This window comes from Alteromonas lipotrueae (assembly GCF_019249255.1).
In the GTDB taxonomy this organism is placed as follows: domain Bacteria; phylum Pseudomonadota; class Gammaproteobacteria; order Enterobacterales; family Alteromonadaceae; genus Alteromonas; species Alteromonas lipotrueae.
The window spans coordinates 99,697-121,455 of sequence record NZ_JAESDJ010000006.1 but is presented as its reverse complement, the minus strand read 5'-3'; the positions used below and the strand labels follow the sequence as shown (position 1 = coordinate 121,455).

The 21,759-nt window shown below is 43.6% G+C and carries 20 protein-coding genes; 8 read left to right on the top strand and 12 right to left on the bottom strand.

Annotation, left to right across the window (positions count from 1 at the left end):
* Positions 1 to 19 precede the first annotated feature (19 nt).
* Positions 20 to 757: a replication initiation negative regulator SeqA gene (gene seqA, locus KYS23_RS10390; protein WP_218418522.1), complete on the bottom strand. Its 738-nt coding sequence runs from the start codon at positions 755 to 757 to the stop codon at positions 20 to 22.
* Positions 758 to 975: 218 nt separating this feature from the next.
* On the opposite strand from seqA, the gene KYS23_RS10385 reads away from it, so the two are divergent.
* From KYS23_RS10385 to cynS, 6 genes are all read left to right on the top strand, one after another.
* On the top strand, positions 976 to 1,887 hold the full coding sequence (locus tag KYS23_RS10385; protein ID WP_159531137.1) for an AAA family ATPase: 912 nt from the start codon (positions 976 to 978) through the stop codon (positions 1,885 to 1,887).
* Between the two features lie 3 nt (positions 1,888 to 1,890).
* Positions 1,891 to 2,952, top strand: coding sequence for a DUF58 domain-containing protein (locus KYS23_RS10380; protein ID WP_218418520.1), 1,062 nt, complete (start codon positions 1,891 to 1,893; stop codon positions 2,950 to 2,952).
* Complete coding sequence (locus KYS23_RS10375) at positions 2,949 to 4,997, top strand: transglutaminase TgpA family protein (RefSeq protein ID WP_218397094.1); 2,049 nt, start codon at positions 2,949 to 2,951, stop codon at positions 4,995 to 4,997. The genes KYS23_RS10380 and KYS23_RS10375 overlap by 4 nt, the downstream gene beginning before the upstream one ends.
* A 428-nt stretch (positions 4,998 to 5,425) precedes the next feature.
* Positions 5,426 to 6,274 (top strand): formate/nitrite transporter family protein, encoded by an 849-nt coding sequence (locus KYS23_RS10370; RefSeq protein WP_159531143.1) that lies wholly within the window; start codon positions 5,426 to 5,428, stop codon positions 6,272 to 6,274.
* 44 nt (positions 6,275 to 6,318) lie between these two features.
* Complete coding sequence (locus tag KYS23_RS10365) at positions 6,319 to 8,112, top strand: bifunctional protein-serine/threonine kinase/phosphatase (protein WP_218418518.1); 1,794 nt, start codon at positions 6,319 to 6,321, stop codon at positions 8,110 to 8,112.
* 40 nt (positions 8,113 to 8,152) lie between these two features.
* Positions 8,153 to 8,602 (top strand): cyanase, encoded by a 450-nt coding sequence (gene cynS / locus KYS23_RS10360; protein ID WP_013784675.1) that lies wholly within the window; start codon positions 8,153 to 8,155, stop codon positions 8,600 to 8,602.
* 98 nt (positions 8,603 to 8,700) lie between these two features.
* Here the strand turns inward: cynS and fusA are convergent, their stop codons facing one another.
* The 5 genes from fusA to KYS23_RS10335 all read right to left on the bottom strand — a co-directional run bounded on the left by fusA (position 8,701) and on the right by KYS23_RS10335 (position 14,171).
* The gene (fusA, locus tag KYS23_RS10355; RefSeq protein WP_126873886.1) at positions 8,701 to 10,785 is read right to left on the bottom strand and encodes an elongation factor G; all 2,085 of its coding nucleotides are present in this window, start codon (positions 10,783 to 10,785) and stop codon (positions 8,701 to 8,703) included.
* A 195-nt stretch (positions 10,786 to 10,980) separates the two neighbouring features.
* Positions 10,981 to 12,075 carry a 23S rRNA (cytidine(2498)-2'-O)-methyltransferase RlmM gene (gene rlmM, locus KYS23_RS10350; protein WP_159531147.1) on the bottom strand — a complete coding sequence of 365 codons (1,095 nt, stop codon included), beginning with the start codon at positions 12,073 to 12,075 and terminating at the stop codon, positions 10,981 to 10,983.
* Positions 12,068 to 12,523 (bottom strand): DUF423 domain-containing protein, encoded by a 456-nt coding sequence (locus KYS23_RS10345; protein ID WP_338081874.1) that lies wholly within the window; start codon positions 12,521 to 12,523, stop codon positions 12,068 to 12,070. Before KYS23_RS10345 ends, rlmM begins: the two co-directional genes overlap by 8 nt.
* 55 nt (positions 12,524 to 12,578) lie before the next feature.
* Positions 12,579 to 13,247, bottom strand: coding sequence for an alpha/beta family hydrolase (locus KYS23_RS10340; protein ID WP_420838755.1), 669 nt, complete (start codon positions 13,245 to 13,247; stop codon positions 12,579 to 12,581).
* Positions 13,248 to 13,277: 30 nt separating this feature from the next.
* The gene (locus tag KYS23_RS10335; RefSeq protein ID WP_159531153.1) at positions 13,278 to 14,171 is read right to left on the bottom strand and encodes a transcriptional regulator GcvA; all 894 of its coding nucleotides are present in this window, start codon (positions 14,169 to 14,171) and stop codon (positions 13,278 to 13,280) included.
* Between the two features lie 228 nt (positions 14,172 to 14,399).
* Between KYS23_RS10335 and KYS23_RS10330 the strand changes: the two genes are divergently transcribed.
* Positions 14,400 to 14,687 carry a hypothetical protein gene (locus KYS23_RS10330; RefSeq protein WP_159531155.1) on the top strand — a complete coding sequence of 96 codons (288 nt, stop codon included), beginning with the start codon at positions 14,400 to 14,402 and terminating at the stop codon, positions 14,685 to 14,687.
* Between the two features lie 61 nt (positions 14,688 to 14,748).
* On the opposite strand, the gene kdsA is transcribed toward KYS23_RS10330, so the two are convergent.
* The 6 genes from kdsA to hemA form a co-directional block, all read right to left on the bottom strand.
* Positions 14,749 to 15,603: a 3-deoxy-8-phosphooctulonate synthase gene (kdsA, locus tag KYS23_RS10325; RefSeq protein WP_159531157.1), complete on the bottom strand. Its 855-nt coding sequence runs from the start codon at positions 15,601 to 15,603 to the stop codon at positions 14,749 to 14,751.
* Between the two features lie 24 nt (positions 15,604 to 15,627).
* Positions 15,628 to 15,999, bottom strand: coding sequence for a SirB2 family protein (locus KYS23_RS10320; RefSeq protein ID WP_218397099.1), 372 nt, complete (start codon positions 15,997 to 15,999; stop codon positions 15,628 to 15,630).
* Between the two features lie 78 nt (positions 16,000 to 16,077).
* Positions 16,078 to 17,652 (bottom strand): DUF3369 domain-containing protein, encoded by a 1,575-nt coding sequence (locus KYS23_RS10315; protein WP_159531161.1) that lies wholly within the window; start codon positions 17,650 to 17,652, stop codon positions 16,078 to 16,080.
* A gap of 85 nt (positions 17,653 to 17,737) precedes the next feature.
* Positions 17,738 to 18,604 (bottom strand): peptide chain release factor N(5)-glutamine methyltransferase, encoded by an 867-nt coding sequence (gene prmC / locus KYS23_RS10310; protein ID WP_159531163.1) that lies wholly within the window; start codon positions 18,602 to 18,604, stop codon positions 17,738 to 17,740.
* A gap of 4 nt (positions 18,605 to 18,608) precedes the next feature.
* Positions 18,609 to 19,694: a peptide chain release factor 1 gene (gene prfA, locus KYS23_RS10305; RefSeq protein ID WP_218418514.1), complete on the bottom strand. Its 1,086-nt coding sequence runs from the start codon at positions 19,692 to 19,694 to the stop codon at positions 18,609 to 18,611.
* Positions 19,695 to 19,709: 15 nt separating this feature from the next.
* The gene (hemA, locus tag KYS23_RS10300) at positions 19,710 to 20,984 is read right to left on the bottom strand and encodes a glutamyl-tRNA reductase (RefSeq protein WP_159531167.1); all 1,275 of its coding nucleotides are present in this window, start codon (positions 20,982 to 20,984) and stop codon (positions 19,710 to 19,712) included.
* 114 nt (positions 20,985 to 21,098) lie between these two features.
* Between hemA and lolB the strand changes: the two genes are divergently transcribed.
* Entirely contained in the window at positions 21,099 to 21,719 is a 621-nt protein-coding gene (lolB, locus tag KYS23_RS10295; RefSeq protein ID WP_159531169.1) for a lipoprotein insertase outer membrane protein LolB, read from the top strand.
* Positions 21,720 to 21,759: the final 40 nt, after the last annotated feature.

Genomic DNA, 21,759 nt, shown 5'->3' with positions numbered 1-21,759 from the left:
CTTATTTTAAGTTAAGCGTTTATTTGCCCTCTGGGGCGAATCGACTTACTACCGTTTCGACGACATCGGGCTGATACCCTAATGTACGCAAAACTTGTTCCAGCATGTTTACTTTCTTCGCGGTATTGTTGTTGGTGACCACCCAGAATGGGCTATTGGGAATGGCTTTCGGATTAGTACTACTGCCATTTTCTAACAACGCCTCTTTGCTTGTAGCAAAATAGGTACGATTTTTACCAATAATCGATTTAACATTTTCAAAGGTATCGCTATTTAACTTGTGCGCAGCACTTAGAATAAATAAGAACTGGTCGACACGTTTGGTAAAGGTCGATAACGCATCTTGAGATACCATACCCACAATATCATCTTTATTGTGATTTTCTATTTCAGTCACCACTGGCGCCACTACGTCTTTTTTAACAGGCGCTTTGGCTGCAGTTGTTGACTTTGCAGCGGGTGATTTCGTCACTGGCGCTTTGGCAACGGTTGCTTTAGGCGCCGCTTTGGCCACCTGTTTAGTGACTGGTTTCGCTTCTGCCTTTTGCGCCGAGGCGTTAGCTGTAGTGGTAGCAGCAACCGGTACTTTCGTCGATTGTACTGACTCATCAGGTAGAGAGGCGTTGCTTGCACCCTTTATTTCACCATCTTCAGGCAATAAAAGCCTACGTAAAATTTCTGATGCGCTCTCGCCTATATGTTTTGTTTGGCTGGCGATAAAGGCATACAAATCATCATCTATTTCAATGCTTTTCATAACTACTTCCTTAACAAGATGCCCCATTATAGACAACCGATACGCACAGCGCAGCACTATTTCTAACCTAACCCTAAATTCGTTACAACCAGCAATAAAATGCTGCTTTTAATGTGTTAAATAACCATGCTCATACCTTTGTATGGCTGCCAACTGCTATTTCAGCACTTTAGTTGCTACTATCAATATAGAAGGGGATTAAAAGGTCACGTTTTATCATGCGAAAAGAGATTCAATTAGTGCATGACGCGCTAAGTCAGAAGATTATTGGCAAATCGGAACAGTTAAAACTTGCGATGACGTGTTTGCTAGCCCATGGTCATCTCCTTATTGAAGATTTACCTGGTATGGGTAAAACCACGCTTTCCCACGCACTTTCCCACGTATTCGGTCTTCAATATTCGCGTATTCAATTTACGTCAGATTTACTCCCATCAGACATGCTAGGTGTTAATGTTTATCAAAGTCACAATGGTGAATTTCAATTTAGGCATGGCCCCATTTTTAGCCAAGTTGTTCTAGCCGACGAGCTAAACCGAGCAAGCCCTAAAACGCAAAGTGCCTTGTTAGAGGCGATGGAAGAGCGACAAGTGAGTATTGATGGCACCACCCATGCTTTACCTTCTCCCTTTTTTGTTATCGGCACCCAAAATCCTGGTTATCAATCTGGCACCTATCCGCTACCTGAGTCACAACTAGACCGCTTTTTTATGCGTATATCATTGGGCTTTCCCAATTGGGAAGCTGAAAAAGCCATGCTGAAGCAATCAACCGACGTTCAGCAGCAGATAGCCTCGTGTTTATCGCAGATCGACTTAATTACTATGCAAGACGCGGTTCCCCATGTGCACGCTAGTGATGATGTGATTAATTATATATTGCGACTAGTTACAGAGAGCCGCGCAGAAGGGCGCTACCCTACCCCATTATCACCTCGCGCTAGCAGAGCTTTGTTGCAGGCCGCTAAAGCTTGGGCTTTTATGCACGATAGAACGTTTGTTACTCCAGATGACGTGCAAGCTATATTCGTTGCCGTTACTGAGCATAGGCTTAGTGCAAGTACCCCTGAACATACAGGCACCTCGCTAAGTCAGCATTTACTGGATAGTATCGATCCGCTGGCGGCGTAATCCATGTTTAAAAAAGTACTACACAAGTCTTTGCTTGCTTGGCTAGACAAACGTATTCCGCCACATCCTTCACATGCTTTGAATATGCGCTCGGTGTTTATTTTACCGAGCCGTTTTGGCTGGGGATTTATCGTGATGTGTATGTGCTTGTTTCTATTAGGCACAAACTATCAAAACAACCTTATGTTGTTATTAAGCTATTTGTTACTTAGCGTAATGTTACTTACCTTGTTTTACAGCTATCAAAATTTTGCGGCTATTGCCCTTAGCGTATCACCTCCAAAAACCATCTTTGCTAACACGTCAGCACACCTCACCCTCAATCGGGTCAAACACTCCGACTATAAAACTACACCGGAAGGCTTGTTACAGGTGCAGTGGCTTCAGCTGCCGAGGCTTAAAGATACGAGCACTATCACCTTTGATATTGGCAATCGAGAACAACGACTGACTATTCCTGTCTTACTTCACGCTAGAGGCGAACACAAACTTCCCCGAATTACCTTAAAAAGCGCCTACCCCTTCGGTTTGTATCATTGTTGGACTCACCTAGATTTCGACGTGCAGGTCATGGTGTACCCAGAGCCTAAAGTTGGGAAACTTGGTGAAATGGCTCACAGCACTCAAGACACCACCGGAGGTATAGAGGATGAGCGACAAGGTAATGAGGACTTCTTTGCGCTTACCGACTTTATTGAAGGCGAGCCGTTAAACCGGGTAGCGTGGAAGCAGGTCGCTAAAACAGGAAATTGGGTGGTAAAGCAATTTAGCGAACAAAAAGGTGAAGACGTATATTTAAGCTTACCGACTAACACTCCGCTAGAAGAAGGGTTAAGTGCATTAACCAAAAAAATAGTGTCAATGCAATCGCAAGGCATACATTATGGTTTAAAATTAGGTAGTACGACCTTTACGCCCAATAATTCTATTACGCACATGCACCAATGTCTGAGGGCACTGGCGACTTACCCCAATACACCTTTTACTGTCACTTCGGCCAAATTTTCCGGTAAAGCCTCATCTTCAGGGGCGAATATCAGCGCGGCGCAAGGTCTGATTCAATGAACAATAAAGCCAATATGCTGCTAGCCACCTGCTTTATCGTATTAACGTTCAGTTTGCTTACCCCACTGCTAACGTGGGTGGTATTACTCGCCATATGCGCGGTTATTATGCAAACCGCGTTGTATTTTGGGTGGCAAGAATATAACCCAAGCAGTCGCACCGTCAATTTGTTGGCCGTACTGGCCTTAATAGCCCTAGGGTGGTTCGGCCTTTCTATTGGTTTGCTCAACAGCATGATTAATCTATTAGTAATCGCCTGCTCGCTCAAGCTTATGCTGCTCTCAAGAACAAGAGATTTCTTGCAGCTTTTCTGCTCCTGCATATTTCTTGTAGGGTGCGGTTTTATATTTGCGTTAGGTATAGAAGCGTGGTTAGGCTACGTCGCCATTATTGTTCTTTTGTTTACTGCCTTATCATTGGTATATGCCCCCGCTAGAAGCTTTAGGGTGTCTATGCGTAAATCGACGATAATACTACTACAAGCATTTCCCTTGGCAGCGCTGTTATTTGTAGTAATCCCGCAGTTTCCGCCTCTGTGGCAAATGCCAACATCAAAGTCGAATGAGACGGGTTTATCAGAGTCGGTCACGCCAGGGGACATTGCCTCGTTGGCGAGATCGTCCGATTTAGCGTTCACCGCCACCTTTGAGCAAAGCCCACCATTGGCCGAACAGCGATATTGGCGCGCGATGACAATGGAAGCCTTTGACGGAAAAACGTGGACAATTAGCCCAAGACGAAAGCAAGCTGAAGCACAACTTAAAGCCATGGGACGAAATGTGGCGGCTCCCTCACCGGCTTCCTCTCCCTCACAACCACTGATATCTTCTGAAAACTATCAATTGATTGTAGAACCCAGTAACCAACGCTGGTTGTATACTCTTGATGTGTCGGCTGAAAACACAGCTTTAGACAATCCAGAGATGCGCCGTCAGTTTAATTATGCATTACGGGCAGCACGTCCAATTGTTGGCAAACGTGCATTCTATTTAACTTACTTCCCTGATACCCCACTTATTAGTGAGATATATGACTTTGATTATCAGCTTAATATTCACTACCCAGAAAACAGTAACGTACGTACTCAAGCGTGGGCAAAGCAGCTAAAAGCAAATGCCCAAAGTGAGCGAAGTATTGCCGATGATATTCTTCGTCACTTTAGAACCAGCGGATTTAGTTACACCTTACAACCTAACGCTATGCCGAACTCGCCCATCGACACCTTTATGTTTGAAGCAAAGACGGGGTTTTGTGCTCACTATGCCAGCGCCATGGTTTTTGCACTTCGGGTTGCGGGCATTCCTGCTCGAATGGTGACAGGCTATCAAGGTGGCGAATTATTAAGTGATAACGTAGTACAAGTTCGCCAATACGATGCCCATGCTTGGGTAGAAGCGTTAATAGACGGCGTTTGGGTGTCGTACGATCCTACCAGTGTGGTGGCACCATCACGTATTACCTTTGGGTTAGAACAAGCGTTAGCCGATTTTAACGAAACTCGTAGCGAGGGAATATTTAACGATTTAAGTTCTGCTGAGTTGTTTTTATCCATTCGCGGCTGGTTTCGCCAACTTGATTATCAGTGGAGCCGCATTGTGTTAGGTTTTGATAATCAAACGCAAACTGATTTATTAAAAAAGCTCCTTGGCGATTTGACCTCTCAAAAAATGACGTTCTTTTTTCTGAGTGTACTGGCGATAGTGAGTATTTTTCTGCTGGTATTATTCTTCCCTCTTAGAAAAAAATCGACAATGCCTAAATATCAACAAATCTATCTAAAAGCCGCCGAATTAATTGCTAATTTCACCAAGATACACAGACAGACCATGGCTAGTTCGGCATACTTTAATCTTGTTAAACCCCATATGTCGGCACAAGCCGTGAGCCAGTTTAATACTATTACTCAAGAATTCGAACGTGCACGCTATCAGCCTGACGAAAACGACAATAGCGACAGCCGACAGCAACGGGAGCGTATAATGAAAAGCGCCCTTTCTGAGCTGCAGAAATCCTTAACGCTACCAAACAACACGCGTGCGCCTTAGTTCTTGCTGGGCTTATTTCTTGCTGGGGTAGAAGCGCTGTAAACTCTTGTGAATGTAAGGCAGATGTTATCTACAAGAAGTTATCTAGACACCCACCAAATCGGTGCATAACAGCGTGTGATTTGCACCATAGTGGATTAAATCTTATAACCTTCCCCTACAACAACACAATCCAGATACCTAATAACAAACTGATTTACATGGTTTTTTATAAAACAAAACGTTATTGGCATTAATCTCGCAAAGATTCTGTTAGTAAGAGTCAGGTAATAAACTGGCTATCACAATCTATCGAATTGGATAAAGACGTCCACAACCTTCTTTGGAAACAGGGAATGGTGTGGACGTTTTTTTTTATTTATTTGTTAGATAAAGCGGTTTAAAAGCACGTTATTTCAATAATAGTTTATATATCAGGGTGATTAATTATGGCTTATTTACTTCCCGCCGAGTTTGCCACGAAAATGGTAGATGCAGGTGAATCTAAAATTTACATGTCTACACGAGATACGCTGATACGCGCATTTATGGCTGGCGCAATATTAGCGTTAGCGGCTGTATTTGCTATTACGATTGCGGTACAAACCGGCATATTCTTACTGGGAGCCGTTTTGTTCCCTGTTGGTTTTTGTATGCTGTATTTAATGGGTTTCGATCTGCTAACAGGTGTATTTGTATTAACCCCGCTTGCGTGGCTTGCCAAGCGACCGGGTGTTACCCCTAAACAAATTTTACGTAACTGGGGTCTAGTATTTTTAGGTAACTTTGGTGGCGCACTTACTGTTGCCTTTATGATGTCTTTCATTTTCACCATGGGTTACAACGTAGATGGTGGCGCTATTGCTGCTAAAGTAGCTAGCATTGGTGAGGCAAGAACATTAGGTTACGCAGAACATGGTACTGCAGGTTGGTTTACTATTTTTATTCGCGGCATGCTGTGTAATTGGATGGTATCACTGGGTGTGGTTGGCGCGATGATTTCAACCCACGTGAGCGGTAAAGTATTGGCCATGTGGATGCCTATCATGCTGTTCTTTTTCATGGGTTTCGAGCACTCTGTTGTAAACATGTTCTTATTCCCGTTTGGTCTTATCATGGGTGGTGAGTTCTCTATCATGGATTATTTCGTGTGGAATGAAATTCCAACAGCCCTAGGTAACCTTGTTGGTGGTTTAGCGTTTACTGGTTTAACGATTTACAGCACACACGTTAAAACTGCACCCAAGCGTAAAATTGCTGTTGCTGAAAATGCACCAGCTAAAGCCGCTACAGTATAATTTAGCAAGCCCGATACGTTTCCTCTGTATCGGGCTTTTTCAATATGCAGATTCAATCTTTATCACTTCACTATAGCGAGTTTAGCAGCGCCGGCGTTAAGCCTATAAATCAAGACGCTTGCGATGCCTTTATTCCAGCTAGTAACAGCCCAGCTTTAACATTAAAAGGCGCCGCCTTTGCAATTGCCGATGGTATAAGCAGTAGTACTGTTAGCCAAATAGCCAGTGATTTGGCGATTAAAGACTTCATAAAACAATACTTTTGTACCCCCGAAACCTGGAGTGTTGAAACAAGCGCTAAAACCGTTATACAAAGTATTAATGCCTCTTTATATACCAAAACCCAGCAAAGCCCTTTTTGCTATACCCCTGATAAGGGCTACGTATGCACTTTTTCTGCGGTTATCGTTAAAGGCGATACGGCACATATATTCCATGTGGGTGATGCTAGAGTCTGTTTGTATTCTGATGATAGGGTACAAGTCCTTACCCATTCTCATCGAGTCAACCACTCACAGCATGAATCTTATCTCGCTAACGCACTGGGCGTGCATGCTAATGTCGACATCGATTACCTCGCGGTACCGCTAAAAGCAGGCGATATTATTATTCTAATGACAGATGGTGTTTATGAATACGTTTCTTCCCCTACGCTTGCTTCACTTATATCGACGGTTAACGTCTCTGAAAGTGACGTTGGTACACATAACACCTCTATTGATAATAAAAATGCTACGCCTCTTGCGCAACGCCTTGTAGACATAGCGCGTGAAAACGACAGCGATGATAATGTCTCTTGCCAGTTAATAACGGTAGAGTGCGTAGGCGATGGTAAGTTTTTAACACCGGAATATGCTGTTGATGAAACGTCACTTCCCATTATCAAGCAGTTGAATGTGGGGGAGACAATAGATGGCTACCGCATTGAACGACAGCTATATCAATCGGCTAGAAGTCATGTTTTCCTAGCGTGGGATGAAAATACCAAAACACATATCGTTATTAAAATACCGTCTACTGAACTGGCACAAGACAGCCACTACCTTGAGCACTTTGCATTAGAAGAATGGCTGGCAAGACGAATTAAATCTAACCACGTAATAAACGTACCTACTCGTATTCAGCCACCTTCATGTATGTATACCATTAGCGAATATATTGAAGGGCAGAATTTAACCCAGTGGCTCACCGATAACCCTAAGCCAGATGTTGAAAAAGTACGAAGTATTATTGAGCAGGTAGCGCAAGGCTTAATGGCCATGCACCGAGAAGGGCTTCTCCATCAAGACATTCGCCCTGAAAATATTATGATTGAAGCTTCAGGCAACTGCAAAATAATAGATTTAGGTTCGGCCCGTGTTGCTGGCATTAGTGACGCATTGTTTGAACACGAGAGTGATATTATGGGCACCGCAGCTTATGTTGCTCCAGAATACTTCTTAGGCGATAGCGGCTGTGATCAATCCGACCTCTATTCTCTTGCCGTACTCACCTATTACTTACTCAGCGACCGCTTTCCTTATGGCACACAAGTAGCCAAAACCCGCACCGTTGCGGCGCAGCACAAACTCAAATACCAATCGGTGCTTGATGATAGACGGCCTATTCCAGCATGGATAGATGCCACGCTGAAACGAGCATTACAGCCTAATCCTGAAAAGCGTTTTGCTAGCTTATCTGAGTTTATCTATCACCTTCGACACCCTAGCCCCGCTTTTCTTAACCGCGTGACCGCGCCATTAATACAACGTCACCCACTTAAATTCTGGCAGGGACTGTCCCTGCTGTTAGTTATTAGTAATGTAATTACCTTCATACTGCTTTATGGCAACAACTAACTTTTATCAATAACCCGTATCACTCAAAAAAGGAAATGCAATGATTACCAATCGAACTCAAGTTACCGACATGATCCAGTCTTCAAAAATTTCTAAAGGCATTAAATGGAGTGAGATTGCCCAAGCGGTAGGACAATCAAAAGAATGGAGTACCGCCGCGTGTTTAGGGCAAATGGCGATGACAAAGGAACAAGCGACGGCCGTTGGCGAAATGCTAGAACTGAGTGATGAAGCCATTGCTTGGTTACAAATTGCGCCTTATAAAGGTTCGTTGCCGACCGAAGTGCCTACCGATCCGCTTATCTATCGCTGGTACGAATTAGTCAGTGTTTACGGTACAACCCTAAAAGAACTTATTCATGAAGAATTTGGTGACGGCATAATGAGCGCTATCGATTTCTCGATGGATTTGCAGCGCGAGAACGATCCTAAAGGTGACCGCGTAAGTGTGGTGATGTCTGGAAAGTTCTTACCGTACAAAATGTATTAATAGCATTTAGCAACAAAAAAGCCCGTCTGGTATACCAGACGGGCTTTTATATGCTTAACACTAAGGTAAGCATGAATGCTTACCTAGTTAGTAGCTAATTACTTAGCTGCTTTACGTGCTTTAGCTTCTTCCATTACTTTGTCAGCTACGTTTTGTGGACAAGCTGCGTAGTGTGAGAACTCCATAGAGAACTGACCACGACCAGATGTCATTGTACGTAGTGAACCGATGTAACCGAACATTTCTGATAACGGAACGTCTGCTTTAATGCGAACGCCAGTTAAACCAGCTTCTTGGTCGCTTAGCATACCACGACGACGGTTAAGGTCACCGATTACGTCACCAACGTGATCTTCTGGCGTAAATACGTCAACTTTCATGATTGGCTCAAGAAGTTGTGCACCCGCTTTAGGAATAGATTGGCGGAAAGCGCCTTTAGCAGCGATTTCGAACGCGATTGCTGATGAATCCACTGCGTGGAAGCCACCGTCAAAAAGTTCTACTTCAACGTCTAGTACTGGGAAGCCAGCTAGAACACCTTCGCCCATCATTGACTTAAAGCCTTTCTCAACTGCAGGCCAGAATTCTTTCGGTACGTTACCACCAACAACAGATGATGTGAACGTAAAGCCAGAACCCGCTTCGCCAGGCTTGATGCGGTAGTCGATTTTACCGAACTGACCAGAACCACCAGATTGCTTCTTATGCGTGTAGCTATCTTCAATTTCTTGAGTGATAGTTTCACGGTAAGCAACTTGAGGTTGACCAACAATAAGGTCTACACCGTAAGTACGCTTAAGAATATCTACTTTGATGTCTAAGTGAAGCTCACCCATACCTTTAAGGATGGTTTCGCCTGAATCTTCATCAGTTTCAACTTGGAACGAAGGATCTTCTGCAATCATTTTACCGATAGCGATACCCATTTTCTCGTTTCCGCCTTTATCTTTAGGCTGAACAGCAATCGAGATTACTGGCGTTGGGAAAACCATTGGCTCTAGTGTTACTGGATCTTTCGGATCACAAAGTGTGTGACCAGTTTGTACGTTCTTCATGCCTACGATAGCAATGATGTCACCCGCTTGTGCGCTAGATAACTCAATACGTTCGTCAGCTTGCATCTCAACCATACGGCCAACACGCTCAGTTTTACCCGTAAATGCGTTAAGGATGGTGTCACCCTTGTTCAATTTACCAGAGTAAATACGTACGAATGTTAGTGCACCGAAACGGTCATCCATGATCTTAAATGCTAACGCTTTAAACGTTTCATCAGCAGATACGATTGCATGTTCGCCATTTTCGTTACCTTCTTCATCCATAAGAGGCTGAGGATCAACTTCTGTAGGAGAGGGTAAGTAGTCAACAACTGCGTCAAGTACTAATTGAACACCTTTGTTTTTGAATGCAGAACCACAGAACGTAGGGAAGAAAGCAAGGTCACGTGTACCTTTACGGATACAACGCTTGATGTCTTCAACCGAAGGAGTTTCACCTTCCATGTACGCTTCCATTAGGTCATCGTCTTGCTCTACAGCAGTTTCGATAAGCATTTCATGGTATTCATCAACTTTGTCTACCATGTCTGCAGGAACGTCTTTAATTTCGTAGTTTTCAGGAAGACCAGTGTCATCCCAAACGTATGCTTGTTTAGTCAATACGTCTACTACACCTACGAAGTCATCTTCGATACCAATTGGTAACGTCATAACTAGTGGTACAGCACCAAGTACTTTACGTACTTGCTCAGTTACACGGTAAAAATCAGCACCCATACGGTCTAATTTATTTACGAATATAATACGTGCAACTTCTGATTCGTTAGCATAACGCCAGTTAGTTTCTGATTGCGGTTCAACACCACCAGAACCACAGAATACACCGATACCGCCGTCTAATACTTTTAGTGAACGGTAAACTTCAACTGTGAAGTCAACGTGTCCTGGAGTATCGATAACGTTGAAGCGGTGATCTTTCCAGAAACAGCTTACTGCTGCCGACTGGATAGTAATACCACGCTCAGCTTCCTGTTCCATGAAGTCAGTAGTTGACTCACCGTCGTGTACTTCACCGGTTTTATGGATTTTACCAGTAAGCTTCAAAATACGTTCTGTAGTGGTAGTTTTACCCGCGTCTACGTGGGCGAAAATACCAATGTTTCTGTAAAGGGATAAGTCTGACATTAGTTCACTTTCATTGATTCAGAGTAAAAAAACGGCCGGATTATAAAGGATTTCTGTACAAGAGATACACCTTTATTTAGCACAAACTCTGAAAACGTTTGTGAAAAACCGAGCCACCATAAATTTTTTATTTAAATATCAATAATATAAGCATTTAAGATATTTTTTTTAAAAGTAACAAAAACACACCTCGTTTCACGAAGTGCGTACAATCGTTACTGTAACTTCATCTCTGTCATGATAGAGATGTCTAACCTTGACAGTGAATGCATCGTCTAACGCATTCAATCTGGTCATTAACGTCGACATGGCCTCTATTACGGTTTCATATCGTCGTTTCATGGGTAGCTTTAAATTAAACACCGCATGAGTGGCCCAATGTTTTACCAACCAGTCACCCATCAGCTTTGCTACCCGATCGGGTTGCTCTATCATATCACACACTAGTAAATCTACACGACCAAATTGTGGTCTGTAAGTAAACCCGTCTGCAGCATGGTGTTCAACAAGCCCTGTGCTCATTAAGCTGTCAGCAATTGCTCCATTATCAATCGCTTCAACGTACATTTCACGTTTAACTAGTTGATAAGTCCATCCACCAGGGCATGCACCCAAGTCTACTGCTCTACCGCCAGCGCGAAGTACTTCACGTTGCTCGTTAGCACTTAACATGTTCACCAAGGCATCTTCCAACTTGAGGGTTGAGCGACTTGGTGAATCGGACGGAAATTTTAATCGGCAAATGCCTAAATGGTCATTAGAGCGATATCCAGCAAGACTATAGCCTATATAGCAAGTTTCAAAAGACTCGAAGAAAACATGCAATTTAGGTTTAACCTCGTTTTCCTTTGGTGATAGCCAGCCCTTCTTTCTTAATGCCTGACGAAGAGGAACGGTAAACTTCCTACAAAATTTCGCTAGGGTTTTGCCGTCTTCCGTATCTGGGTATTCAACATCGATGGCACCGAATACACCATGAGCACCGGTAAATGCTTCTAAGGACACATCTTCTAGCGCATCGAGTACTTGCCCTACTCTATCGTCTTTTTCAATATCATTAAGCGTAGCGAACACACCTATTAATTGGCGGGGAAATATAGACTCGCTTACCGCGAACAATGCCAATGCATTACCTAGGCTCGTATTATCGTACAAGTTATAATGCACAAAGCCCGTGTTCGACTTTGATACCGGGTAGCCAAAGAGTTCTTTTTCACCGTAACGGGTAGCCAGTTCATTGGCCGTGTCGTTTTCATAGCCAGGGCGACAATAAGCTAAAATACTAGTCATTAGATTTTCCCTTACTGGTCTTTCCCTTAACGACTGCGATAGCCAATGCCATCCACCCGATAATTAAACATAGGCCGCCCAAAGGCGTAATAGGGCCAAATAACCCGTTACCGGTTACTGCTAATAAGTATAAACTGCCACTGAACAACGCACAGCCAATCACAAAAAGTGCCGCTACCGCGTTAAGCCATTTAGGTGGAATGTATGCCGACAAAGCGGGAAGCGCCACAATGGCTAAACCATGATACATCTGGTAGCGAACCCCAATTTCAAATGTAGTCAGTGCCGATGGTGCTAATATCGCCTTTAAGCCATGTGCACCGAAAGCGCCTAGCATTACTGCGGTAGCCGCCAAAAGAATGCCAGCACACAACCAGAATTTATTTAGGTCTTGTATATTATCTAGGCTCTGATTGACAGACCCTGCGTTATTTATTGCCTTATTCAAAGCACCTGCCCATGACATTGAGTGTGAGTTAAACCGAAGATTAATTGGTGGTTCATTATTTATTTACGCGTGCTTTTATAAAATCAGCTGTCGATTTAGCCGCGCATTCTATATGGGTCTCTAACGTAAAGCCACTTTGCTTTCTGGGTTTAAAACTATGATCGCCGTCAGCTAAGTAAGAAACCGCAATACCACGCGATAACGCATAGGCACTCACCTCATCTTTTGTGCCAAAGGTATCACGCTCGCCTTGTAGTATAAGCAGTGGTTTTTTGAGCGTTTCTAAATGGACGGTTCTGAGTTTTTCTGGCTTACCCGGAGGGTGAAATGGATAACCGAATGCTATCGCGCCTATTATTGACTCAGCATCATCAAGCACCATAGTCGCCATGCGTCCTCCCATGGATTTACCGCCAATAAACGTAGGTACGCTAATTTGGGTTTTGCTCACCTCATCGATAAGCGCTGTGAAGTGTGTGAGTAACTTTTCGGCTTTATCTGGCGGCCTACGCTTTCCCGTTTCCATCATGGTTTGCATGTAAGGAAAGTTAAATAATATCACTTCAATATTATGGCCAGTTAACTGCGAAGCCATCGCTTGCATAAATTCATGGTGCTTACCGGCACCCGCGCCGTGTGCAAGAATAAGGCGTGCTATAGGTGCATTAGCCTTTCCATCCGTATTTACCGAATGAATTTCAATATCAAACATCGACTGACTCATTATCTGTATTATTTCTAAATGTAAAATTCATCACTCTTGCTCTTCTTCAACCAAGCCTAAGATCCACTCTCTGAAAGCGGCAATCTTGCCTAACTCAGCTTGAGACTCTTCGCACACCAAATAAAAGGCATCACGACTTTCTACTTTCTCTTCAAAAGGCATAATCAATCGGCCTGCATCTAACTCTGGCCGAGCAAGTACCGTGTTACCTAACGCAATCCCCTGCCCCAACGCCGCCGCTTGAAGTACCAACATAGAGTGACTAAAAACCGGACCTTGGTTTACATTCACGCCCGACACGCCAACATGCTTAAGCCAGTTCTTCCACGCCGCGCGGCTTAAGTCGTGAAGCAGCACATGATGACGTAAATCTGCCAAGCTCGTTAATGGCTTAGGGCCATTGAAAAGCATAGGGGAACATAATGGTGTTAGGAATTCACGGTGAAGCTTGTCTGCTTGCAACCCACTCCAGCGGCCTTTGCCATAGTAAATAGCAACATCTACATCATCGTCTAAAAAACCTTCATCGAAGTCTACCGCTTTTATTCTTACGTCTATGTCCGGTTGCGCCACACTAAATTGACTAATTCGTGGCACTAACCACTGGCTGGCAAAGCTCGGCGGCATGGCAACGGTTATGGCTCCCTTACTGCCTCGCGCTAACAGTCTTTCCGTCGCTTCTTGCAGGTTTTTAAAGATATCTTTCAATTCAAGGAAGTAAGCCTGACCTTCCTCGGTTAATAACAAGGTTCTGTTACGACGAATGAATAACTTCATCGATAAGAATTCTTCAAGCGCTTTAATTTGATGACTGACCGCGGCTTGCGTAACAAAAAGCTCATCTGCGGCTTTAGTGAAACTCAAATGCCGGGCAGCCGCTTCAAAGGCTTTTAAGGCGTTTAGAGGGGGAAGACGTCGATGCATGTTAAGAAATAAATCCTGTGTGACCTACTCATTCTATAGTAGCAGTGATCGCATTAGTTTTACTAATGATAACCCATACTTTTACTCGTTTTATTTTTGCACGAGTTTTGGTTATTATTTGCGCGAACTTTGGAAAGAGCCTCGAATATCAACTCTTTACAAAGCCTATTTGTTAAGCAATTTAACAAGTAGAAACATATTTTTAAATTATTTTTATTAGGTGTGAAAATGAAAAAACTACTACTAGCTAGTGTATCTGTAATGGCTTTTGCAAGCGCTGCTGCGAATGCTAACGTACAACCAGAAAAGATCAATCTTCAATCGTTAATCGCTACGGCGATGACCAGCGTAAACATGGCAGACGTATTGCCTGAAAACGACGCTCACATTGTTGTTAAAAAGCAGTCAGCTGCATTGCTGGCAGAAGAAACGCAAATTGCGTTACATAAAAACTTACTTGCCATGGCAAAAGAAAATAATAAACAATCTACTGTATTAGTTGCTGAAAGCGAATAATACACGCCCACACCTGATACGCATGCCGGTGCGACGCACCGGCATTCGCCATCAGACTTGCCTAGGTATTACTGGTATCTAACGGCTCAAATCCTTTCACCAATTCATCTAACGCTTTCATTTGCGCTAAATACGGCTCAAGTTTTGCCAATGGCAACGCACATGGACCATCACATTTTGCTTCATCCGGATTCGGGTGTGCTTCAATAAACAACCCAGCAAGGCCTAACGCCATTCCGCTTCGCGCTAATTGTGCCGCTTGAGCACGACGACCATCGGCTGATGTTGCTCTGCCTCCTGGCATTTGCAGCGCGTGGGTAGCATCAAATATTACCGGTGCGTAGGATTTCATTGCATCCATACCCAGCATATCAACCACAAGGTTGTTATAGCCAAAGCTACTGCCACGTTCACATAAAATGACTTTATCGTTACCCGCTTCACCCAATTTAGTCATGATATGACGCATTTCATGGGGCGCTAGAAATTGCGGCTTCTTCACATTAATCACGCTACCGGTTTTAGCCATGGCAACCACCAAATCAGTTTGACGGGCTAAAAACGCGGGAAGTTGAATAACATCTACCACTTCAGCCACAGGTGCGGCTTGGTGAGGCTCATGAACATCGGTAATTAATGGCACATTGAAAGTAGATTTAATTTCTTCGAATATGCGCAAGCCCTCTTCCATACCAGGGCCACGGTAAGACGCTACCGATGAGCGGTTTGCTTTATCAAATGAAGCTTTAAAAACATAAGGAATACCCAATTTTTGGGTAACTTCAACATAATGCTCAGCAATGCGCATGGCAAGATCGCGAGACTCTAATACATTCATTCCGCCAAAAAGCACGAAAGGTAAGTGATTAGCAACTTCTACATCGCCAACACGAATGATCTGTTGAGATTCAGACATAATTAATTCGTTATCCGTTGATTTCTAGAATAAGGGTTGTTTAGTGACTGCCACCATCGCAGTGGTCATCAGTACCACGAGCGCGGCAATGAAAAAGGCCCAACGTCCTAAGGTCGTTTTTGCTTTTTTAAGGGCAAATAAACCAAGTACGATATAAGCAATAACGCCAGCTAACTTGAATGTGAGCCATGCATTTACAATGGGATATTGAGACAAGATCACACATAGCCAAACAGCACTGGCTAATAAAATAGTATCAATAATATGAGGCACAATTTTAACCCACTTTTTCGCTAAAATTGTGGCGTCAAATTGTGACCATACAAAGCGAAAAATAAACAGTAAAATACTTAATCCTACTGCCGTTAAGTGCAGATGTTTTGCCATCATATACATACAATAATTCCTATCGTTCTTGAGTTTTGATTATGTAATTATTCGTTATTGTACGTTATTTACTGACATTCGACTAAGTTAAACATACTCAGGAATATCAGGGTACTGATGTTGAATAGCCATGAATTTTTCAATATGGTTCAACAGGTAGTCGACTAATAGCGGGTCGAAATGTCGCCCTTTTTCCGCCTTAATAACCTTTTCCACCTTTTCTAATGGCCAAGCAGTTTTGTAAGGGCGAGTATTGATTAGTGCATCAAACACATCTAACAGGGTTGCAATACGGCTTTGTAACCTTATGTCACTGCCTTTCAACCCTTCTGGGTACCCATTACCATCCCACCGCTCGTGGTGTTGCCGTGCCAATGTTGCGGCCAACTGAATGGTGGGTCGTGTTGAATCTTTTAAAATCTGATAGCCAAATTCGGCATGCTGACGAATAGCAAAAACTTCATCTTCCGTTAATGGCTCAGTTTTACGCAAAATGGTAACAGGTACCCGTGAATTACCTACATCATGAAGTGGTATAGCATGCTTTAGTACCCGCACGTCATTTTCATTCATGCCAATGCCACAGCCTATAATCTCTGCCATCGCACTCATTCGCGTGATGTGATTACTTCCATGATCGTCATGCTCCATCGCTTTGCCTAAGCGCTCAATAATTTCTCTTTGAGTACTTTCTATTTCAATGGTTTTAAGCACATTATCAAAGGCGAGTTGGACGCTGTTCGAAAAGCGTCTAACCAAGTGTTTGTCATTTTCGCCTATACGGCGAGGTAACCCCGATAAATATAACAAAGCACCGTTTTGCGTTTTGCTATTACAATACGCCACCACATGATCTTCTGCGTACACAATTTCACGGTCGCGCATAGCGCGTTTGCAGAGTTCATATTGCTCAGCGGAGACGGCATCTTTTAACAACACGCCTTCTTTGTCTGAATACTCGCCGTTACCTGCAAAAACATACAGCTCATTTAGTTTCAGTTCGCTACCGTGGTTAGATGATGCATCGGGAGTGGCTGCAACTGCAGTGGTAATATAAGCAGCATCTTTCGAACAGCCTAAGATAGATGCTAGCTGTTGAATAATGCCTTGCATGAATTTTTCGAGCGAATTGGATGAAAACAAATCAACAGAGGCATCAATAATTTTTTCTAAGCCGGCACGGCTCTCTTCGATTACAATAATATCGCGATAAGAACGCAGCGCCGCAATAATAACCGTAAACAGCTTTTGTGCGGTTAGTTCTGTTTTCGATTTATAGTCATTAATGTCGTAATTAATAATGACATCTTTTTCAGGGGCTTGCCCTGGCTGACCCGTTCGAAGAATAATGCGGGTAAAGTGATTGTCGAGTTCGTTGCGAACATACTCTGCCACTAGCAACCCCGCATCGTCACTTTCCATTACGACATCAAGTAAAACCACCGCTATGTCATCATGTTCTTCGAAACAACGCTTTGCTTCGTCGCCGTTATAAGCACTAATGAATTCAAGGGTTTTGCCATTCAAGAAAAAGTCGTTGAGTGCCAATTTTGTGATGGCATGAACTTCTGGTTCATCGTCAACAATTAGAATTTTCCATCTGCCTAATTCTTCTACTACATCATCTTCATCGTCTTCGATGAACAGTAAGTCATCACTCATCTATCACTTCCTACTCCCCAAATGCTCCTAAAATACTAATGCAATACGTATTTTTAGCAAGTCCCTATATAATGGCAGCACGTTTTTATGACGTTGTGGATAGATAACCGTACGTGACTCGCTCATTCCCACCATAGTCGTTTTCGGTACGAATACTCACAAAACCATGGGCTTTTAACAGGCCGCCAACCGCTTTTGATTGGTCGAAACCATGTTCAAAAGCCAGTAAGCCGCCTTCAAATAAATGGGGAGCTGCAAGTGCAATAATGTGCTTAATATCGTCGAGCCCATCAGCGCCTGATGTAAGTGCTGATGCAGGTTCAAAGCGCACATCGCCTTGCTGAAGAAATGGACTGGATGTTTCTATATAAGGTGGATTGGAAACGATAACGTGAAATTTTTCATTCGCTAAATTATCGAACCAACTACTTTGTTTAAAGTGTACATTTGAGATGTTATTAAGCGTAGCATTGCGGGTAGCGAGTTGAACGGCTTCATGTAGTAAATCTACACCTGTGACCTTTGCGCTAGGTAATTCTGAGGCTAGCGCCAAGGCAATTGCCCCTGTGCCTGTACCTAAATCACAAATCGCTAACCCATTATTTTCTAGATCTGGGAAAAACGGTTCCGACGCGATACATGCAAGAGTTTGCTCTACTAACACTTCCGTATCGGGGCGAGGAATTAAAGTATGGGGTGTTGTAGCTAAACGCAGTGTCCAAAAATCCCGGCTGCCCGTTAGGTAAGCCACTGGCATGCCTTCAACACGTTTACTGACTAGCGTTTTATATTGAGATAACTCATTCTCGTTTACTGTTTTGTCAGGCCATGTAAATAGATAAACCTGAGGTTTATCTAACACATGGCTTAACAGTACTTTAGCATCAACTGCTGGCGACTCGCCTTCGTGCAACTCGGCTATCGCCCACGCTAATGCGGCGTCTATACGCATGGTATTAGTCGTCTGACAACGAGGCGAGTAAGTCAGCTTGGTGCTCTTGCATGATAGGGTCAAGAAGCTGTTTCAAATCACCTTCTATCACTTCATCTAACCGGTAAATCGTTAAGTTAATGCGGTGATCGGTGACACGCCCTTGCGGGAAATTATAAGTACGGATTCGCTCTGAACGATCACCACTTCCTACCAGACTCTTACGAGTAGAGGCTTCTTCTGCCGCACGCTTTTCTTCTTCAATATTGTTCAAACGCGCTTGCAATACCGACATGGCTTTGGCGCGGTTTTTATGTTGCGAACGCTCGTCTTGGCATTCAACCACTAACCCAGACGGTATGTGAGTAATACGAATAGCCGAGTCGGTTTTGTTAACGTGCTGACCACCTGCGCCAGATGCTCTAAAGGTATCAATGCGAAGATCCGCTGGATTAATATCAATCGCTTCTGATTCAGGGATTTCAGGTAATACTGCAACAGTACAGGCAGACGTATGAATACGACCTTGAGATTCAGTGTCAGGTACGCGCTGAACACGGTGGCCGCCTGATTCAAATTTCAAGATACCGTAAACGCCATCGCCACTAATATTCGCAACTACTTCTTTATAACCACCATGCTCACCTTCGTTAGCGTTAACTAGCTCTACGCGCCAACCTTTGGTTTCTGCATAACGGCTGTACATACGGAACAAATCACCGGCGAAAATAGCCGCTTCATCACCACCGGCACCGGCTCGGACTTCTAAGAAACAGTTGCTATCATCGTTAGGATCTTTAGGTAACAATAAAACTTGTAACTCAGTTTCTAGGCGTTCAATATCCGCTTTCGCAATTTTAAGTTCTTCTTGCGCCATTTCACGCATTTCTGCATCATCTTCTTTCAACATTTCATTCGCTGAATCAAGACTCTCTTGCGCTTGTTGATAGGCATTAAATCCACCCACTACGCTTTCAAGCTGGCTGAACTCTTTTGACAAATTACGAAACTTTTCTTGATTGCCGATTACTTGCGGATCGCCCAATAAGGCCTGCACTTCTTCGAAGCGTTCCACCAAGTTTTCGAGTTTTCTGACAACCGAGTCTTTCATATTTTTATGTTTACCTTATTTTTTGATATCTGACGTAGTGTCAGATAACGATAATGCCTGCCCCAACCACCGACTCAGCGCCGGGTCATCATGCATGGCAGCTTCTCTAAGTGCCAGGGTTGTGGGGTGCAGCAATGTATTGGTTAGCTTATAGGCCATTTCACTTAAAACCGTTTCGGCGTCTTTGCCTTCGGTTAACTGCGCCAATGCTTTTTCTACTACATCGTCGCGCTGTTCCATGCCTTTTTGACGATACTGCCTAACTAAATCAATAGATTGTTGAGACTGCTTCCAGCTCATGTAATCGCCAGCTTGCTTCTCAATCAACTTTTCAGCTTCCAGCGCCGCTTGCTCACGATTTTGTAAATTCTTTTGAACGATGTGCTGTAAATCATCTACGGTATATAAATAGGCATCACCCAATTCGTTCACTTGCGCTTCAATGTCACGAGGTACCGCTAAATCAACTAAAAACATGGGCATATTTCTGCGTTGTTTCAACGCCTTCTCTACCATGCCCTTCCCTATTAAGGGTAGTTGACTGGCAGTAGAGCTGATCACTATATCAAAATCTTTTAGGTGTTCCGGTACCTGTGAAAGGGTATACACACTGGCATCCAATTTTTCAGCCAAGGCTTCTGCACGAGAAATAGTTCGGTTCGCTACCGCTAGACAAGTAACACCTTGCTCTTTTAAGTGCTGTGCCACTAACTCAATGGTTTCACCCGCACCCACCAGTAGCACCGAGCGCTTGGGTAGCTCAGCAAATATATGCTTTGCTAATTGAACTGCAGCATAAGCTACGCTGACGGCATTCGCGCCAATTTCAGTTTCGCTGCGTACCCGCTTAGCTACAGAAAAGGTATGCTGAAATAGTTTATCAAACTCGGTATTAATCATACCTGAGTGTTTGGCATCACCAAAGGCTTGCTTTACTTGCCCTAATATCTGCGGTTCACCAAGAATGAGCGAATCTAACCCACTTGCCACCCGCATAATATGTTTAACCGCATCATCTGCGGCAAGCACATAACTGTTATTGGCAATTTCATCAACTTCAACATGGTGGAAGTTTGATAACCACGCTAATAATGCAGTCGCAGTTTCATGCTGGGTGTTCACGTAAAGCTCTGTGCGGTTGCACGTAGAGACAATTACCGACTCATCAACCCCGTCCACCTTTCTTAATGACGCAAGCGCTTCCACCAGAGAGTCTGGTGTAAAAGCCACTTTTTCACGCAATGCGACAGGGGCGGTTTTGTGGTTAATACCAAGGGCGAGTAGAGTCATTCAAATCTGTGCTGGCAACGTCGGACGCGCATTGTACGAAAAACCCAAAATGATTGAAAGTGTTGGTAGAACTGTGTTCACATAAAGTATGCACTTTACCTAAGACGACACCCAATGATTCGCTTTGCTTTTTTACTTGTAGTGGTTAGCCTATTTATCAGCGCCTGTATCACCTTACCTGATGGTCCTGAAGACGCCGTCAACCTTAGCGCCCAGCTTAAAAAGGTGGCTCAAGTTGATGCCTGGCAATTGCGCGGAAAAATAGCCTTCAGAAAGGAAAAAGAAGGGGCTAGCGCGAACCTATTGTGGAAAACCGATGACGCCAATTTTCATTTCCGATTAACCAATTTACTCGGTGTAACCATGGTTGATTTGAATGTAAATGGTGATAAAGCCATTTTAGAAGCCGGTAATGAAGTATATGAAGACGCCGATCCTGAACCTTTAATCTATTATACCACTGGCATGGATATTCCCGTCGCCCCCTTACTTTCGTGGATCAAAGGGCTTCCTCTTGCCGATGATAAATTTACCCTTACCGACAAGGGTTTGCTTAATACCCTTGAAAGCAATTGTCGTGCATGTAAAGGCTGGCAAGTGAGTTATGCTAACTATGGCAATGTGACTACCCCCGAAGGCAATAATGTGTGGCTGCCCCACGCTATTAATTTGGTTCAACCCAACCCGCCATCAACGCAATTAAAAATAAAAATATATGAATGGACGCTGCTTTAGTTTCAAGCCTAAACCTAGCAGCGTCAAACCTAGCACTAAA

Bases quoted from the DNA above. Each gene is read 5' to 3' on its own strand.
- KYS23_RS10335 (WP_159531153.1), bottom strand. From the start codon at position 14,171: ATGCATCGACGTCTTCCCCCTCTAAACGCCTTAAAAGCCTTTGAAGCG.
- kdsA (WP_159531157.1), bottom strand. From the start codon at position 15,603: ATGTCTGAATCTCAACAGATCATTCGTGTTGGCGATGTAGAAGTTGCT.
- prfA (WP_218418514.1), bottom strand. From the start codon at position 19,694: ATGAAAGACTCGGTTGTCAGAAAACTCGAAAACTTGGTGGAACGCTTC.
- cynS (WP_013784675.1), top strand. From the start codon at position 8,153: ATGATTACCAATCGAACTCAAGTTACCGACATGATCCAGTCTTCAAAA.
- KYS23_RS10340 (WP_420838755.1), bottom strand. From the start codon at position 13,247: ATGAGTCAGTCGATGTTTGATATTGAAATTCATTCGGTAAATACGGAT.
- fusA (WP_126873886.1), bottom strand. From the start codon at position 10,785: ATGTCAGACTTATCCCTTTACAGAAACATTGGTATTTTCGCCCACGTA.
- rlmM (WP_159531147.1), bottom strand. From the start codon at position 12,075: ATGACTAGTATTTTAGCTTATTGTCGCCCTGGCTATGAAAACGACACG.
- seqA (WP_218418522.1), bottom strand. From the start codon at position 757: ATGAAAAGCATTGAAATAGATGATGATTTGTATGCCTTTATCGCCAGC.
- KYS23_RS10315 (WP_159531161.1), bottom strand. From the start codon at position 17,652: ATGAGTGATGACTTACTGTTCATCGAAGACGATGAAGATGATGTAGTA.
- lolB (WP_159531169.1), top strand. From the start codon at position 21,099: ATGATTCGCTTTGCTTTTTTACTTGTAGTGGTTAGCCTATTTATCAGC.
- KYS23_RS10375 (WP_218397094.1), top strand. From the start codon at position 2,949: ATGAACAATAAAGCCAATATGCTGCTAGCCACCTGCTTTATCGTATTA.
- KYS23_RS10330 (WP_159531155.1), top strand. From the start codon at position 14,400: ATGAAAAAACTACTACTAGCTAGTGTATCTGTAATGGCTTTTGCAAGC.
- KYS23_RS10320 (WP_218397099.1), bottom strand. From the start codon at position 15,999: ATGTATATGATGGCAAAACATCTGCACTTAACGGCAGTAGGATTAAGT.
- hemA (WP_159531167.1), bottom strand. From the start codon at position 20,984: ATGACTCTACTCGCCCTTGGTATTAACCACAAAACCGCCCCTGTCGCA.
- prmC (WP_159531163.1), bottom strand. From the start codon at position 18,604: ATGCGTATAGACGCCGCATTAGCGTGGGCGATAGCCGAGTTGCACGAA.
- KYS23_RS10380 (WP_218418520.1), top strand. From the start codon at position 1,891: ATGTTTAAAAAAGTACTACACAAGTCTTTGCTTGCTTGGCTAGACAAA.
- KYS23_RS10385 (WP_159531137.1), top strand. From the start codon at position 976: ATGCGAAAAGAGATTCAATTAGTGCATGACGCGCTAAGTCAGAAGATT.
- KYS23_RS10365 (WP_218418518.1), top strand. From the start codon at position 6,319: ATGCAGATTCAATCTTTATCACTTCACTATAGCGAGTTTAGCAGCGCC.
- KYS23_RS10370 (WP_159531143.1), top strand. From the start codon at position 5,426: ATGGCTTATTTACTTCCCGCCGAGTTTGCCACGAAAATGGTAGATGCA.